We start from the raw sequence: 15903 nt of genomic DNA, 5'->3' as shown, positions 1-15903 counted from the left end.
CCCGCCGACTGGCGGTCCGGTGCGGTCGCGATGACGACCGCACCGGCGTTTTTGCCCACCATCTTCAGAATTAGCCAAGTCAAGGAGCAGGCGAAATCCATGGCAGTCTACAACTACGATGTCGTCGTGATCGGTTCGGGCCCCGCCGGGGAGAGTGCCGCCATCAATGCGGCCAAGCACGGCCAGCGGGTCGCGGTGGTCGAGCGACAGTCGTCGGTAGGCGGGAACTGCACCCACTGGGGCACGATACCCTCCAAGGCGCTGCGGCATCAGGTCAAGCAGATCATGCAGTTCAACACCAACCGCATGTTCCGCGATATCGGCGAGCCGCGCTGGTTTTCGTTCCCCAAGGTGCTCGAGCGCTCGCGGGTCACCATCGACCAGCAGGTCGAGCTGCGCACCAAGTTCTATTCGCGCAACCGGATCGACCTGTTCTTCGGCACCGCACGCTTCCGCGATGAGAACACCGTGGTGGTGCGTGACAACCACGAGGGTGTCGAGGAGCTGAGCGCGCGGCAGTTCGTGATCGCCACCGGTTCGCGCCCGTATCGGCCGGCGGACGTCAATTTCCGCCATCCGCGTATCTACTGCTCGGATACCGTCCTCGGGCTGTCGCACACGCCGCGCACGCTGATCATCTACGGGGCCGGGGTGATCGGCTCCGAGTACGCCTCGATCTTCTCGGGGCTCGGGGTCAAGGTCGATCTGATCGACACCCGTGAGCGGCTGCTGTCGTTCCTGGATGACGAGATCAGCGACGCGCTCTCCTACGAGCTGCGCAACAACGGTGTGTTGATCCGGCACAACGAGGAGTATCGCAGCGTCGAGGGTGACGAGTCGGGGGTGGTGGTCAATCTCGAGTCGGGCAAGCGGCTGCGCGCCGATGCCTTCCTGTGGGCCAACGGGCGTACCGGCAACACCGACGAGCTGGGCCTGGAGACGATCGGCCTCGAGCCCAACGGCCGCGGCCAGCTGCAGGTCGATGATCACTACCGCACTGCGATCCCGCACATCTATGCGGTGGGCGATGTGATCGGCTGGCCCAGCCTGGCCAGCGCCGCCTACGATCAGGGGCGCAACGCCAGTGACGAGTTTCTGGGCGGCGACTTCCGCTTCGTCGACGATATTCCCACCGGGATCTACACCATTCCGGAGATCAGCTCGGTGGGCAAGACCGAGCGCGAGCTGACCGAGGCCAAGGTGCCCTACGAAGTGGCCCAGGCGTTCTTCAAGGATACCGCGCGGGCGCAGATCACCGGTGACACCGCCGGTATGCTCAAGATCCTGTTCCATCGCGAAACCCTCGCGATCCTGGGGATTCACTGCTTCGGTGACCAGGCCTCCGAGATCGTGCACATCGGTCAGGCGATCATGCAGCAGCAGGGCGAAGCCAACACCTTGCGCTACTTCATCAATACCACCTTCAACTATCCCACCATGGCCGAGGCCTATCGTATCGCCGCGCAGAACGGACTCAATCGGCTGTTCTGACGTGCGCGGCTAACGGCTCGCCCTCAGCGCCCGGCCTCCTCGCCGGGCGTTGATGTTTCTGGCCCTCTTGAGGCCTGCTCGCGCGCCTGACGCTCGCGCGCTTCGGCCAGTTGCAGCGCCGGGTTGCGGTAGCGGTAGACCCGCAGGCTGGGCAGGAAGGGTTCGTCTTCCAGGCGCTGGTCCGATCGCTTGGCCCGGGTGCGACTCGCCGGTGGCTGTAGCGGCGGGGCGTTGTGGTCGGGCAGCCTGAGGGTCGGGTCGGGGATGAACAGCGGCAGCGGCAGGTTCATGGCGCGCCGCTGACGGCCATCCGCCAGCGCTTCGCGGAAGAACAGGTTGGCGCGCATCACCGGAGCCTGGTTCTGGATCTGCGCCAGCGGCTCGTCGCTGGGAATGTCGCCCAACTTGCGCAGCTGGATGCGGATATGGGCGCCGGCGGTGTCCATGCGTGCCAGCCGCGCCTCGGCGTCGGCCACACTCAGACGCTTGATCGAGCGGCCGCTGGTATACCACGCCAGGCGTACCCGCGAGACCGGGGCATCGGCGATCGGCAGCTGGCGCCAGCACTGCTTGAGATGCAGCCGCGCCAAGCCCTGGCCGCGCAGATGATCGTGCAGCGCCGGATGGCGAAAGGGCAGCACCGCCTTGATCTCGGGCACCAGTCGCGGCGCGGCTTCGCGAATGTGCTTGAGGGTGGCAGCGAAGCGCGCCTTGGCGGCGTTGACCGTCTCGACCGCCGTCATCAGCTCGGGGCTGGCGACGATCAGCCCGATATAGCTGCGCGTCTCGCGCCCATCCTGCCCATCCTGGTACCAGAAGTCGGTCAGGGCTCGGCGGAGCCAGGCGGCATCGATGGCGACGTCGCCCAGTGCCCAGGCCGGCGTCGGCGCCTCGGCGTAGGTGCTGGCAAGCTGATCGGCGGCGGCGATCAATTCGTCGAAATCCGACTCCAGCTCGGCCAGCAGCCGGTATTGCAGTTCCATAAGCCACTCCGCGACGTTTTTGATCAGTTTATACCGTTATCTTATAGCCAGTTCAACGTCGGGATAGCGGATTGCCGGGCATGAGGGTTCGGCAGGTGTGGTGGTGTGTGTCTGGGCGCCGATGACGACTCGCCCTGAGGGAGAGCTCCGGCGGCGACATCACGAACTGACAGGGAGAGATCCGTGGGGTGCGGTGAACGGGTGATGCCCTCGGCCATGAGGACATTGGCCGGCCGTGACGTGAGCACGGCCGGCCGTCCGGTGCACGCGGTCGTTCAGCGGTCGCGGTAGCGTCTGGTCAGGTCGCCATAGGCGTCGACGCGGCGATCGCGCAGGTAGGGCCACATGCGGCGCACCTGCTCACTGCGGCGCATGTCCAGTTCGACCAGGAGGTTTTCGCTCTCTTCGCCGGCGTGAGCGAGCAGCTCACCCTGCGGGCCGCAGATGAAGCTGCCGCCCCAGAAGTCGATGCCGTCGCTCACCTTGGTCAGATCCGGCTCATGGCCGACCCGATTGGCGACCACCACCGGCAGGCCATTGGCCACGCCGTGGGAGCGCTGGATCAGGGTCCAGGCATCCTTCTGGCGCTGCTTCTCGGGCTGATCGTCCGGCGGATGCCAGCCGATCGCGGTGGGATAGAGCAGCAGATCGGCACCCGCCAGTGCCATCAGGCGTGCGGCTTCCGGGTACCACTGGTCCCAGCACACCAGCACGCCGAGGCGACCCACCGAGGTGTCGATCGGCTCGAAGCCCTGGCGCTCGTCGCCGTCACCGGGGGTGAAGTAGAACTTCTCGTAGAAGCCCGGATCATCAGGGATGTGCATCTTGCGGTAGTGGCCCACGCGCCCCTTGGCGCGATCCATGACCACTGCGGTGTTGTGGTAGACCCCGGCGGCGCGGCGCTCGAAGATCGAGCCGACGATGACGATGTCGAGCTCGCGTGCCAGCTCGGCCAGGGTCTGCGCAGTCGGGCCGTCCAGTGGCTCGGCGAGATCGAACAGGTCCGCATCTTCGCACTGGCAGAAGTAGTGCGTGGCGTGCAGCTCCTGCAGCAGCACCAGCTGAGCGCCCTGGGCAGCGAGGTCGCGGATACCCTCGGCACTGACGGCAAGGCTCTGCTGCTTGTCGGGCCACGCCTGTTGTTGAACCAGGCCGACCTTGAGTGTCTGGGACATGCCTCCTCCTTGTGGTGGCAATAGTGCGGTAGCAGTCATGCGGTGGCGATGCGATGACCATGATGCGGTGATCGTCGTGCACTGACGACAGCGGCGACACGCTGCTGGGCGGTGCTCACTCAGTCGGCGTCCGCCGAGAACAGCGTGGGCGCCAGCGATCCGCGGGGCAACTGCATGGTCAGGCAGTGCAGACTGCCATGCTGGCGGATCACGGCACGACAGTCGATCGGAATCAGATCACGGTCGGGGAACGCCGCCTTCAGTACCTCGAGGGCGCGGAAGTCGGCGGCGTCGCCATAGGTCGGTACCAGCACCGCGCCGTTGATGATCAGGAAGTTGGCGTAGGTGGCCGGCAGGCGGTGACCGTCGTCGGGATCGTGGCAGGCCTTTGGCCAGGGCAGCGCGAAGAGTCGATAGGGCGAGCCATCTTCGCGACGCAGATCTTGAATCTCGCGCTCCATGGCGGCGAGCTCGGCGTAGTGCGTATCCTCGGGGTCGTCGCAGCGCACGTAGGCGATGCTGGCGGCATCGCAGAAGCGCGCCAGGGTATCGATGTGGCTATCGGTGTCGTCGCCCTCGAGATGGCCGTGCTCGAGCCACAGCACCCGTGAGGCGCCGAGATCCCGGCACAGGCGCGCTTCGACCGCGGCACGGTCGAGCGCCGGGTTGCGGTTTGGGTTGAGCAGACAGGCACTGGTGGTCAGTAGCGTGCCTTCGCCATCGCTCTCGATGGCGCCGCCCTCGAGGACCAGGTCCTGGCTCGTCAACGGCGCCTGGAACACGCCCTGGGCGGCCAGCGCGCGGCTGAGTCGATCATCGCGTGTGGCCGGGAACTTGCCGCCCCAGCCGGTGAAGACGTAGTCGAGCAGGCTGATCGCGCCGTCGCGGGAGACGGCAATCGGCCCATGGTCGCGGGCCCAGGTATCGTCGCTGTCGGCGATGACCAGGGCACGTCGCTGCGGGTCGACGCCGAGGGCGTCGAAACGCTGCGTCAGTCGCTCGCGTTGGATGGCGTCGTGGACGCACACCAGCACCGGCTGATAGCGGGCGATCGCCACCACCATCGCCTCGAGCGTCGCTTCGATGGTGTCGAGCAGCGGCGCCCAGTCGCTGGTGGGCGTGGGCCAGGTGAGTTGCACGGCATCCTGGGGATGCCACTCCGGAAGCAGGCGCGGGGTCAAGGCGGTCTCCATGGCGGATGGTGGCGGCGAAGGGTGGCACGGATGCCGGAGGACGCGGCATTTTAGAGCCTGGCCGGGGCGATGCAAGCGCGATGTCAGCGTCGGCAGGGAACCTCTGACGGCCTGGCAGCGTCTCAGCTCTGATCGCCAGTCTAGCAAGCTGTGGAATTTCACGCCGAGCGGTGTCTGTCTCCTGGCCGATTGGCTCGCCTCAGCTGCGCGGCGGTGTCGCATGGCGGCCTATTCGACGGTTACCCAAGACTGTTCTGATCGGGCGATAGCGCGCTCCGCGTGGCAGGCCTGGCCCACCTTTCACTGGCTGTCGCGACGGGCGGAGGCGCCTGAGGCTACGAGTCTGTTCTCGATGGTTGACAATGCGATGACGCTTGCCGGATGTCGCGCGGAACAGCGGCCTGGATCAAGCGTTTGCGGGGCGCATCAAAACCCGTAACATGAGCCGCTGCTGACAAGGAACCCAACCTGATGCTCGACCGTTTACCCTTTCTGGTGGGCCTGAGATACGTCCGGGCCAAACGCCGTAACCACTTCATCTCCTTCATTTCGTTGACCTCCATGCTGGGCCTGGCCCTGGGTGTGGCGGTGCTCATCCTGGTGCTCTCGGTGATGAACGGTTTCGATCACGAGCTGCGCACGCGTGTGCTGGGCATGGTGCCGCATTCACGCATCGAGCAGATGGGTGGCATGCGCGACTGGAAGGCCTTGGCCGAGCGGGTGAGCCACCATCGTGACGTCGTCGCAGTCGCGCCTTACGTGCGGCAACAGGGCATGTTCTCCGCGGGCGGGCGCACCCAGGGGGCGCTGGTGACCGGTATCCAGCCCGAGTACGAGCGCAAGGTGTCGATCATCGGCAAGCACATGCAGGCCGGTTCCCTCGATGACCTGACGCCGGGAAGCTGGAACGTGATTCTGGGCGACCTGCTGGCACGCAATCTGGGCGTCGGGGTCGGCGACCGTGTGACGCTGTTGGTGCCGGAAGCCTCGATCACGCCGGGCGGCGTCTTCCCGCGGCTCAAGCGTTTCACCGTCAGCGGCATCTTCAAGGTGGGCGCCGATCTCGACGCCAACCTGGCCTATGCCAACATCGAAGACATGCAGGCGCTGGCGCGTCTCGGCGACAAGGTCGATGGCCTGCGTCTGGAGCTCGATGACCTGTTCAAGGCCGGCCCCGTGACCCGCGATATCGTCAGCTCGCTGGGGGCCGGCTATCGCGGACTGGACTGGACCTACACCCACGGCAATCTGTTCCAGGCGATTCAGATGGAGAAGCACATGATCGGCCTGCTGCTGATGGTGATCGTGGCCGTGGCGGCGTTCAATATCGTCTCCACCCTGGTGATGGTGGTCACTGACAAGCACGCCGATATCGCCATTCTGCGCACCATCGGTGCGACGCCGCGCTCGATCATGGGCATCTTCGTTGTCCAGGGGTTGGCGATCGGCATCATCGGCATCGTGCTTGGCGTGGTCGCGGGTATCGCGCTGGCGCTGAGTGTGTCGGACATCATTGCCTGGTTCCAGTCGGTGACCGGCATCCAGTTCCTCGACCCCAACGTCTATTTCATCAGCTATCTGCCGTCGCGACTGGAGTGGGACGATGTCTGGGTGATCGTCTCCAGCGCCTTTGTGCTGACCTTCATCTCGACGCTCTATCCCGCCTGGCGGGCGGCTCGAATCCAGCCCGCGGAGGTGCTGCGCTATGAGTGATGTATCCATCGATCGCAGGTCTGGGGCGGCACATGGCGAGCCGATGCTGGACTGCCGGCAGTTGACCCGGGTCTACAGCGAAGGGCCGCAGGACATCACCGTGCTCGACCATCTCGATCTGCAGGTCGCGGCGGGCGAGCGAGTGGCGGTGGTGGGCAGCTCGGGGTCGGGCAAGACCACGCTGCTCAATCTGCTGGGGGGGCTCGACCGTCCCAGCGGCGGCGAGGTGGTGATCGGCGGGCGTTCTCTGGCGGGGTTCGGCGAAGCGGCGCTGGGGCGCTTCCGCAATCGCTACGTCGGCTTCGTCTACCAGTTCCACCATCTATTGGCGGAGTTCACCGCCGCCGAGAACGTGGCGCTGCCGCTGATCATCCGCGGGCAGTCGCGCAAGGCGGCGATAGCGCGCTCGCTGGAGCTGCTGACCCGGGTGGGCATGGCGCCGCGCGGCGACCACAAGCCGGGTGAGCTCTCCGGCGGTGAGCGTCAGCGCGTGGCGATCGCGCGGGCGCTGGTCACCGATCCCAGCCTGGTGCTGATGGACGAGCCCACCGGCAATCTGGACCAGACCACCGCGTCGAACATACTCGCACTGATGGATGAGCTCGCCTCGAGTACCGAGTGCGCCTTCGTGGTGGTCACCCATGATCCAGCGGTTGCCGATCATCAGCATCGCAAGCTGCGCCTCGACAAGGGGCGACTGACGCCCGCCTGACACCGCGCACGACTGACTAAAGCCCGCGCCGCCCTGGACGATCAATCGTTCAGGGCGGCGTCGTTTTGGGGCGTGCCGTGTGAGCTCTCACCGGGAGGCGTGAGGCGGGTGTCGCGTTCTCGCCGGGGCGCGATCAGTGGCGCTGGCGCCGGGCGCGATGGCGTGCCCGGCGGCGCCAGCTGCGGGCGATCTGCCAGCGCCAGATCAGGCGCACCAGTAGGTTGCTCGACAGCGCCAGTACCAGCCCGACCAGGATCGAGCCGACGAACAGCGGGACCACGATATGCGCCATCTGCCCGGCGATCCAGGCGGTGGTGATGTGGTCGGGCACGTGGCGCGCAGGGTAGTCCATGACCCAGGCCCCGACCCGGTAGTTGAAGTAGAACACCACTGGCATGGTCAGCGGGTTGGTCATCCAGACCAGGCTCACCGAGAGCGGCAGGTTGCCACGGAAACAGTAGGCACCGAAGGCTGCCAGCACCATCTGGAACGGAATCGGCAGCATCGCCGAGAAAAACCCGACCATGCAGGCGTTGCCGACACTGCGCCGCGACAGGATCCACAGTGCGGGGTCGCCCAGCATGTGGTGCATGAAGCGCAGTGAGCGTGTGCGCTGCAGTCTCTCCTGACTGGGGATGTAGCGTTGTAACCATCGACGAGGCATGAGACCGCTCGCTGGACGAAGAGTGACCATTATCCATACAACGCCGAGGGCTCGCCATGTCTTGCAGCGGCCTTTACCCCCGGCCAACGCCGGCATTCGGAGATGATGACAGCGCTCTGTAGGGCGTGGCGTCCGGGCCTGGCGATGCCGCTGGCCCTGGCGGCGATCGGCGGCGCCCTGGCTGGCGAGGCGCTACCCGCGGCCACCGGGATGGGGCTGGCGCTGCTGGGGGTGTTGCTGCTGCTGGGTGCGATGCTGGCGCGGGCGACGGGGTGGGCTGGTCGCAGGGGGCTGGTTGGCGGCGGGCTATGTCTGCTGGTGGCTGCCTGGTGCGCGCTCGTGCTGGCCCATGACCGGGCAGGGCGGCTAGGCGAGGCCCTGGCGGGGCAGGAGTTCCGCCTTCGGGGCGTGGTCGAGAACCTCGCGCGCGACGGCCGGCGTACCCGCTTCGAACTGGGTGTCACCCGGTGCGAGGCGCTGGCGCAGGATATCGCCTGCCCGCCGCTGGGGCGGGTGCGCCTCTCCTGGTACGCCGACAACATTCTGGTCGCGGGGGAGCGCTGGGTACTGATAGCGCGCCTGCGCCCGCCGCTGGGCTTCATCAATCCGGACACCTTCGACTACGCCGCCTGGCTGCGCCGGGAGCGTATCCATGCCCTGGGCTACGTGCGCGCGACGGAGACGGCTCAGCGTCTGGCGCCGGCAGCGTTCTCGTTGCGCCAGGCGGCGCTCGATAGTCTGGCGGAGGTGCCGATGAGCGCCCTCGGCAAGCGCTGGTTGGCGGCGCTGACGCTGGGCGCCGGCGCTGGTCTGACCTCGGATGACTGGGCGTTGCTCAACGCTACCGGCACGACTCACCTGATGGTGATCTCGGGACTCCATGTGGGGATGGTGGCGGCGCTGGTGCTGTGGCTGCTGCGGCGCCTGGCACGCTGGCTGGTGCCCGATGCCTGGCGGCTGACCGGTTGGCCCTGGGCGGGGGCGGCGCTGGCGGCGTTCGCCTACGCCGGTCTTGCCGGCTTCGCGCCACCGACGCTGCGAGCCGCACTAATGACCGCGATCGGCCTGTGGGTGGCCAGCGGGCGTCATGCCCCGGGCTGGTGGCAGGCGTGGTGGCTGGCCCTGGCCCTGGTGGTGATCGCCGATCCCATGGCGGCGTGGCGGCCAGGCGTATGGCTCTCGTTCACTGCGGTAGCGGTGCTGATCCTGGCCTGGTCGGGGAGGCCGCGCCCGCGCGGGGTGCGCGGCTGGTGCCTGGCACTGCTGCGCACCCAGTGGTTGCTGGCACCGGTGATGGCGGCGGCGGTACTGCTCGCCTTCGGCCGGCTGGCGCCGGCGGCGCCGCTGATCAATCTGCTGGCGGTACCCGTGGTGGGGAGTCTGATGGTGCCGCTGGGATTCTGCGGCTGGCCCTTAGTGGCCTGGCCCACGCTGGCTGGCTGGGTGTGGGCACCGTTCGATCTGCTGGCCCGGAGCGTGGCCACGGCGCTCGCCTGGAGCGCCCAGGTCGTGCCGCTGTGGCAGCCTGCAGCGTGGTGGCACTGGCCGCTGGCCCTGGCGCTGCTGCTGTGGGCGCTGCTCTGGCTGCTGCCTGGCCTTGCCACTACGCTACGCCTCTGGGGCGGCGTGCTGCTGCTGGTGAGCGTGGCCCTGCTGCGCGCGCCGCTATTGCCCCCAGGCACGCTGGTGGTGACGGTCTACGACGTTGGCCAGGGTCAACTGGTCGAGCTGCGCAGTCGCCATCAGCGCGTGCTGGTGGACGCCGGGCCGCGTTTCGGCTCCGGCTTCATGCCGCTGACGCTGTTGTGGCCGCCGGATCAGCACTTCGATGCGGTCGTGGTGACCCACAGCGACCGCGACCATGCCGGCGGGGTGCCGGCACTGCGGGCGCAGCACCGCGTGGACCGCTGGTGGGCGCCGCGTGGCAATACCCTTGGCCTGCCATCGCGTCCGTGTGTTGCCGGTGAGGCTTGGCGCGCGGATGGCGCCAGCTGGCGGTTTTTGTCGCCACCGGCGGACGCCGAGGCGCTGTCGCGCAATGATCGCTCCTGCGTGTTGCTGGTTACGCTCGGCTCGCGACGGGTGCTGATCACGGGTGACGCTGGGGTCGCCATCGAACGCCACCAGCTGTTGCCACGTCTGGGTGCAGGGCGTATCGATCTGCTGGTGGCCGGTCACCACGGTAGTGCCACCAGTTCGGCGCCGAGCTTCGTGGCGGCGACGCGCCCGCGTGAGGTGGTCTTCAGCAGTGGTCGCGGCAACCCCTTCGGTCACCCCAGGCCGGCGGTGGTGGCGCGTTTCCAGGCGGTGGGCAGCCGCATCTGGAACACCGCCTACGACGGTGCCGTGCGGTTCGTGCTGAGCGCGAGCGGGATCGAGGTCGAGACCCAGCGTCATCCGGGGTGGTCAAGCCGGGCGACTGTCGACGCCGGGGATGTTGGGGTAGAATCCAGCCCCTGAATGCGCCCGCGGCGCGTGTCGCTGGCCTGGTGGTTATCGCCCCGCGCCGGCATTGGCCCGGCCGTCTGCTGGGCCCGTACGGTCGCGGGCGACGCTCTCTCTATCCAGTCGAACGGAGTTACCGTGTCACAAGCTTCCAGTTGGGCACTCTATCGACGCCTTCTCACCTACGTGCACTCGGAGTGGCGCTCATTCGCGCTGGCGGTGCTGGGCTACGCGATCTATGCCGCTTCCAGTACGGCGCTGGCAGAGATGATGAAGCGGTTGATCGACGGTATTCAGCATCCCGATGCCGACTTCCGCTATTTTCTGCCGCTGTTCGTGATCATGATGTTCGCCGCACGGGGCGTGGGTACCTTCCTCGGCACCTTCTACATGAGCAACGTGGCGCGTAACGTGGTGCACAAGCTGCGCTGCAACGTCTTCAACCATATGTTGCATCTGCCGGGGCGCTTCTTCGACATGCACTCCAGCGGTCACCTGATCTCGCGCGTGACCTATCACGTCGACCAGGTCACCGGCGCGGCCACCAACGCGATCACCGTCATCCTGCGCGAGGGACTCTTCGTCATCGGGCTGATCGGCTATCTGCTGTGGACCAACTGGCTGCTGACGCTGATCTTCCTGGCGGTGACGCCGCTGATCGGACTGGTGGTGCGTTACACCAGCAAGCGTTTCCGGCGTATCTCCCGGCGCATCCAGAACTCGATGGGGGAGGTCACGCATGTCGCCTCCGAGGCGCTGACCGGCTATCGCGTGGTGCGCACCCATGGGGCCGAAGCATACGAGAAGCGCCGCTTCGAGGCGGCGAGCAACTACAACCGCGAGCAGAGCATCAAGGAAGCGATGACCAAGGCCACCAGCACACCGGTGATCCAGCTACTGGTGGCGCTGGCCCTCGCTGGTCTGGTGTGGCTGGCGATGGCGCCCGAGCTGATGAACGCCATGACTCCCGGTGAGTTCGTCGCCTTCATCACTGCCGCGTCGCTGATGGCCAAGCCGATCCGCTCGCTGACCGACGTCAACAGCATCATCCAGAAGGGGCTCTCCGCCTCCCAGGAGCTGTTCGGGCTGCTCGGCAGACCGACCGAAGTCGACGAGGGCGAGCGCGTGCCGCACCGCCTGGCTGGCCGGGTACGTGTCGAGGGGGTGCGCTTCGCCTATGACGAGGATCAGCCCGAGGTGCTCAAGGGCATCGATCTGGAGGTGCCGACAGGGCAGATGGTAGCCATCGTCGGGCGCTCGGGCAGTGGCAAGTCGACCCTGATGAGCCTGCTGCCGCGCTTCTACCGGCCCACCGCCGGGCGCATTTTGATCGACGACATCGATATCCAGGAGTACCAGTTGTCCCCGCTGCGCCAGCAGATCGCGCTGGTCTCGCAGCAGGTGACGCTGTTCAATACCACGATCGCTGGCAATATCGCCTACGGCGCTCCTGACGCATCGAGAGAGTCGGTGATCGCCAGCGCCAAGGCTGCCTATGCGCACGAGTTCATCGAGCGCCTGCCGCAGGGTTACGACACCCTGGTCGGCGACAACGGCGTGATGCTCTCCGGTGGCCAGCGTCAGCGCCTGGCGATCGCCCGCGCGATCTTCAAGGATGCGCCGATACTGATCCTCGACGAGGCGACCTCGGCGTTGGATACCGAGTCCGAGCGCTATATCCAGCAGGCCCTGGAGACGGTCTGCCAGGGGCGTACCACCTTCGTCATCGCCCACCGTCTGTCGACCATCGAGCGCGCTGATCGCATCGTTGTGATGGAGCAGGGTGAGCTGATCGAGAACGGCACCCACGCCGAGCTGCTGGCCCAGGAGGGCGCTTATGCCTCGCTCTATAAGCTTCAGTTTCAGGAGCAGACGTGACGCCACTCGAGCGCGCCTGGTATCAGGGCGCCCCCTGGTTGGCGCTGCTCCAACCCCTCGAGGTGCTCTACCGCGGCGTCGTCCGCCGCCGCCGTGCGGCCTATCGGCAGGGTCGACGTGAGGTGTGGCAGCCGCCGGTGCCGCTGGTGGTGGTGGGCAATCTGAGCGTGGGCGGTACCGGCAAGTCGCCGCTGGTCGCCTGGCTGGCCGCGTGGCTGGTGGCGCAGGGCTGGCGTCCTGGCATCGTGTCGCGGGGCTACGGCGGCAAGGCGCCCGCCTATCCGCTGCTGGTCGAGCCCACGACGCCGGTGGCACACAGCGGCGACGAGCCGCTGATGCTGGCGCAGCAGAGTGGCGTCTCGGTGGCGGTCGACCCGCGTCGGCCGCGGGCCGCCCAGGCGTTGATCGAGTCGCGCGGCTGCGACGTGCTGCTGGCGGACGACGGCTTGCAGCATTATGCCCTGGGGCGGACACTCGAGATCGCGGTGGTCGACGGTGAGCGCGGCTTCGGCAATCGCCACTGCCTGCCACGGGGCCCTCTGCGTGAGCCCCTCGAACGCCTGGCAGCGGTCGATGCCCTGATCGGTAACGGCGGGCTCGGTCCGCTGTCCAAGCGTGACGCGCCCGGTGTGCCGCGCTTCGCCATGCAGGTGCGGCCCCGCGCCTGGCGCCATCTGCTCAGCGGCGAGACCCGGCCGATCGAACAGCCGCCGTTCGCCACCGATACGCCGGTGGAGGCGCTGGCGGGGATCGGTCATCCGCAGCGCTTCTTCGCCACGCTGGCGGCGCTGGGCGTTACGCACCGTGCTCATCGCTTCGCCGATCACCACGACTTCAGCGCCGCCGACCTCCCCGAGGGCGACCGGCCGATCGTGATGACGGCCAAGGATGGGGTCAAGTGCCGCGGCTTCGCCGACGAGCGCTGCTGGGTGCTGGACGTGATCGCCGCGCCGGATGCCGGCTTCGAGCGGTGGTGGGCAGCGTGCGTCGATCAGTGGCAACGGCCATCCTAGTTACCCTGCCACGCCGGCGCAGCGCCCGAATGAAAGACGCCAGTCGCATGAGACATTCTGCGGACACCCGTCCGCTCCGAATCGCCACGAGGAGAGACCATGGACAAGGAACTGATAGCGATGCTGATCTGTCCCGTCAGCCACAGCGAGCTGACCTTCGACCGCGAGCGCAACGAGCTCAAGAGCTCGGTCAGTGGGCTGGCCTATCCGATCCGTGACGGCATCCCGGTGATGCTCGAGAGCGAGGCCCGGGTGATGACCACCGAGGAGAAGCTCGGTAAGGCGGCGCCGGCACCATGAGTGAATTCGTCGTCGTCATTCCGGCCCGCTACGGTTCGAGCCGCCTGCCCGGCAAGCCGCTGATGGAGATCGCTGGCCTGCCGATGGTACAGCACGTATGGCAGCGCGCCGGCGAGAGTCGTGCTGCGCGGATCGTGATCGCCACCGATGATGCGCGGATCGAGGCCGCGGCGCGGGCGTTCGGCGCCGAGGTCGTGATGACCCGCGGCGATCATCCCTCCGGGACCGATCGCCTGGCCGAGGTCGCCGAGGCGCTAGCGCTGGCCGCCGACACTTTGGTGGTCAACGTGCAGGGCGATGAGCCGCTGCTGCCGGCCGCGGCCATCGATCTGGTGGCGCAGCGCCTGGCAGGCGATCCGCGCGCCTCGATAGCCACACTGGCCGAGCCGATCCTCGATGTGGAGACGCTATTCAATCCCAATGTGGTCAAGGTGGTCACCGATCTCAGCGGACGCGCCCTCTACTTCTCGCGGGCACCGATCCCGTGGGATCGCAACGCCTGGAAGACCCAGCCGCCGACGCTGCTGGAGACCGATGCCTGGCGTCGGCATATCGGTCTCTACGCCTATCGTGCCGGCTTTCTGGCCGATTACGTGACCTGGCCGCCGGCGCCGCTGGAGCAGTTGGAGCAGCTGGAGCAGCTGCGCGCGCTGCAGCAGGGGCATCTGATCCAGGTCGCTGACGTCACCTCGCCCTATCCCGGAGGCGTGGATACTCAGGAAGACCTGGAGCGGGTGCGCGAGCACTTCGCGGCACGGGGTGCGCATGGCTGAACGTGAGCCGAGTTACCGGGTGCTGTTCGTCTGTATGGGCAATATCTGTCGCTCGCCGACCGCCGAGGGCATGCTGCGTCAGCGCCTGGCGCAGCTGGGCCTGACCGAGCGGGTCGCGGTCGACTCCTGCGGCACCGGCGCCTGGCATGTCGGTCAGCCACCGGATCTACGTGCCCAGCGGGCGGCGCGGGAGCGGGGGATCGACCTGAGCGAACTGCGTGCCCGCCAGCTGGTGCGCGAGGATTTCGACCGCTACGACGAGATACTGGTCATGGATGGCGACAATCTCGCCCAGGCGCTGGCGCTGGCGCCGGAATCGAGTCGGGCGTGGTTGGCCCGGCTTCTGCACTATGCCGGCGAGCCCGAGGCCGACGTGCCCGACCCCTATTACGGGGGCGAGGCAGGATTCACCTTCGCCATCGAGCGGATCGAAGCGGCGGTGGCCGGGCTGGCCGAGAGCCTCTCCCAGCGCTTCCCGGCGGCGCCAGATGCGTGAGCCCGATGCGCTCGAACATGCGCGCGATCTCAGTCACGCCAACACCATGGCGCTACCCTGCATCGCCGAGCGCTTCTGGTGCGCGCAGGACAGCGCCTCGGTCGCTGCGGCGCTGCGTCTGGCCAATGCCAACGACTGGCCGCTGACGGTGCTCGGCGGTGGTAGCAATCTGCTGCTGCCGGCACGCCTGGCTGGCCTGACGCTGGTGCCCGAGCTGCCCGATATCACCTTCGCCCCGGGCGAGGGTGAGTCCGTGGTGGTGGAGGTGGGGGCTGGCGTCAGTTGGCATGCGCTGGTGACGGCGTGTGTCGAGCGCGGGCTGTGGGGAATCGAAAACCTGGCCCTGATCCCCGGTCTTGCCGGGGCCGCGCCGATCCAGAATATCGGTGCCTACGGGGTGGAGCTCAGCGATGTACTGCTCTGGGTGGAGTTCGTCGATCGTCGTGACGGCCAGTGTCACCGCTTGGCATCCACGGCCTGCGGGCTCGGTTACCGTGACAGCATATTCAAGCGCGAACTGGCCAATCAGGTCGTGATCACGCGGCTGGCGCTGCGGCTGTCACGTCGTGCGCATCCGCAGCTGGGTTATGGCGTACTCGCCGAGCGTGTGTCGAAGAGCCCTGGGCTGGAGGAGATCTTCTCTGCCATCTGCGCCATTCGTCGCGAGAAGCTGCCCGATCCGCGAGAGTTGCCCAACGCTGGCAGTTTCTTCAAGAATCCCGTGGTCTCGGCGTCGAGCGCGGCGCAGTTGACGCAGCGCTATCCCGAGCTGCCGTGCTACCCCCAGCCCGATGGCCGGGTCAAGCTGGCCGCAGGTTGGCTGATCGAGCGCTGTGGTCTCAAGGGGTGGCGACAGGGCGCCTTCGGCATTCATGCCCGCCAGGCGCTGGTGCTGGTGCATTTCGGCGGCGGCGATCTCGCCGAGCTGCTGGCGTTCTCCGCGGCGATAGCCGAGCGCGTTCACGCCACCTTCGGCGTTACCCTGGTGCGGGAGCCGCGCCAGGTGCATGAGGCCGACAGCTAGGGCCGGCACCGCTTCACCCGCGAATGAGCGTGCCAGTGATAGC

At 67.2% G+C, this 15903-nt stretch carries 14 protein-coding genes; 10 read left to right on the top strand and 4 right to left on the bottom strand.

Annotated elements, in window-relative coordinates; all coding sequences use genetic code 11:
- Positions 1-99 precede the first annotated feature (99 nt).
- Positions 100-1491, top strand: coding sequence for a Si-specific NAD(P)(+) transhydrogenase (gene sthA / locus DOM67_RS13230; RefSeq protein ID WP_106420335.1), 1392 nt, complete (start codon positions 100-102; stop codon positions 1489-1491).
- A gap of 23 nt (positions 1492-1514) precedes the next feature.
- On the opposite strand, the gene DOM67_RS13225 is transcribed toward sthA, so the two are convergent.
- The 3 genes from DOM67_RS13225 to DOM67_RS13215 form a co-directional block, all read right to left on the bottom strand.
- Entirely contained in the window at positions 1515-2474 is a 960-nt protein-coding gene (locus DOM67_RS13225) for a DNA replication terminus site-binding protein (RefSeq protein WP_232825255.1), read from the bottom strand.
- Positions 2475-2749: 275 nt separating this feature from the next.
- Positions 2750-3649 carry a carbon-nitrogen hydrolase gene (locus tag DOM67_RS13220; RefSeq protein ID WP_110676678.1) on the bottom strand — a complete coding sequence of 300 codons (900 nt, stop codon included), beginning with the start codon at positions 3647-3649 and terminating at the stop codon, positions 2750-2752.
- Between the two features lie 119 nt (positions 3650-3768).
- A complete protein-coding gene (locus tag DOM67_RS13215; RefSeq protein WP_110676676.1) occupies positions 3769-4830 on the bottom strand; it encodes an agmatine deiminase family protein in 1062 nt (353 codons plus the stop codon).
- Between the two features lie 483 nt (positions 4831-5313).
- Here DOM67_RS13215 and DOM67_RS13210 point away from each other — a divergent pair, with 483 nt between their 5' ends.
- A complete protein-coding gene (locus DOM67_RS13210; RefSeq protein WP_110676674.1) occupies positions 5314-6555 on the top strand; it encodes a lipoprotein-releasing ABC transporter permease subunit in 1242 nt (413 codons plus the stop codon).
- Complete coding sequence (locus tag DOM67_RS13205) at positions 6548-7267, top strand: ATP-binding cassette domain-containing protein (RefSeq protein ID WP_110676672.1); 720 nt, start codon at positions 6548-6550, stop codon at positions 7265-7267. Before DOM67_RS13210 ends, DOM67_RS13205 begins: the two co-directional genes overlap by 8 nt.
- Positions 7268-7400: 133 nt before the next feature.
- Here the strand turns inward: DOM67_RS13205 and DOM67_RS13200 are convergent, their stop codons facing one another.
- Positions 7401-7931, bottom strand: coding sequence for a DUF2062 domain-containing protein (locus DOM67_RS13200; protein ID WP_110676670.1), 531 nt, complete (start codon positions 7929-7931; stop codon positions 7401-7403).
- A gap of 105 nt (positions 7932-8036) precedes the next feature.
- Here DOM67_RS13200 and DOM67_RS13195 point away from each other — a divergent pair, with 105 nt between their 5' ends.
- From DOM67_RS13195 to murB, 7 genes are all read left to right on the top strand, one after another.
- On the top strand, positions 8037-10391 hold the full coding sequence (locus DOM67_RS13195) for a DNA internalization-related competence protein ComEC/Rec2 (RefSeq protein WP_110676668.1): 2355 nt from the start codon (positions 8037-8039) through the stop codon (positions 10389-10391).
- Between the two features lie 123 nt (positions 10392-10514).
- Positions 10515-12254, top strand: coding sequence for a lipid A export permease/ATP-binding protein MsbA (gene msbA, locus DOM67_RS13190; protein ID WP_232825254.1), 1740 nt, complete (start codon positions 10515-10517; stop codon positions 12252-12254).
- On the top strand, positions 12251-13267 hold the full coding sequence (gene lpxK / locus DOM67_RS13185; protein ID WP_110676664.1) for a tetraacyldisaccharide 4'-kinase: 1017 nt from the start codon (positions 12251-12253) through the stop codon (positions 13265-13267). The genes msbA and lpxK overlap by 4 nt, the downstream gene beginning before the upstream one ends.
- A 99-nt stretch (positions 13268-13366) precedes the next feature.
- The gene (locus DOM67_RS13180) at positions 13367-13567 is read left to right on the top strand and encodes a Trm112 family protein (protein WP_110676662.1); all 201 of its coding nucleotides are present in this window, start codon (positions 13367-13369) and stop codon (positions 13565-13567) included.
- The gene (kdsB, locus tag DOM67_RS13175) at positions 13564-14340 is read left to right on the top strand and encodes a 3-deoxy-manno-octulosonate cytidylyltransferase (protein ID WP_110676660.1); all 777 of its coding nucleotides are present in this window, start codon (positions 13564-13566) and stop codon (positions 14338-14340) included. Before DOM67_RS13180 ends, kdsB begins: the two co-directional genes overlap by 4 nt.
- Entirely contained in the window at positions 14333-14836 is a 504-nt protein-coding gene (locus DOM67_RS13170) for a low molecular weight protein-tyrosine-phosphatase (RefSeq protein WP_110676658.1), read from the top strand. Before kdsB ends, DOM67_RS13170 begins: the two co-directional genes overlap by 8 nt.
- On the top strand, positions 14829-15860 hold the full coding sequence (murB, locus tag DOM67_RS13165; protein WP_110676656.1) for a UDP-N-acetylmuramate dehydrogenase: 1032 nt from the start codon (positions 14829-14831) through the stop codon (positions 15858-15860). The genes DOM67_RS13170 and murB overlap by 8 nt, the downstream gene beginning before the upstream one ends.
- Positions 15861-15903 lie beyond the last annotated feature (43 nt).

It is taken from the genome of Salinicola sp. RZ23, assembly GCF_003206675.1.
GTDB lineage: Bacteria > Pseudomonadota > Gammaproteobacteria > Pseudomonadales > Halomonadaceae > Salinicola > Salinicola endophyticus.
This window is presented reverse-complemented; position numbering and strand designations above follow the sequence as displayed.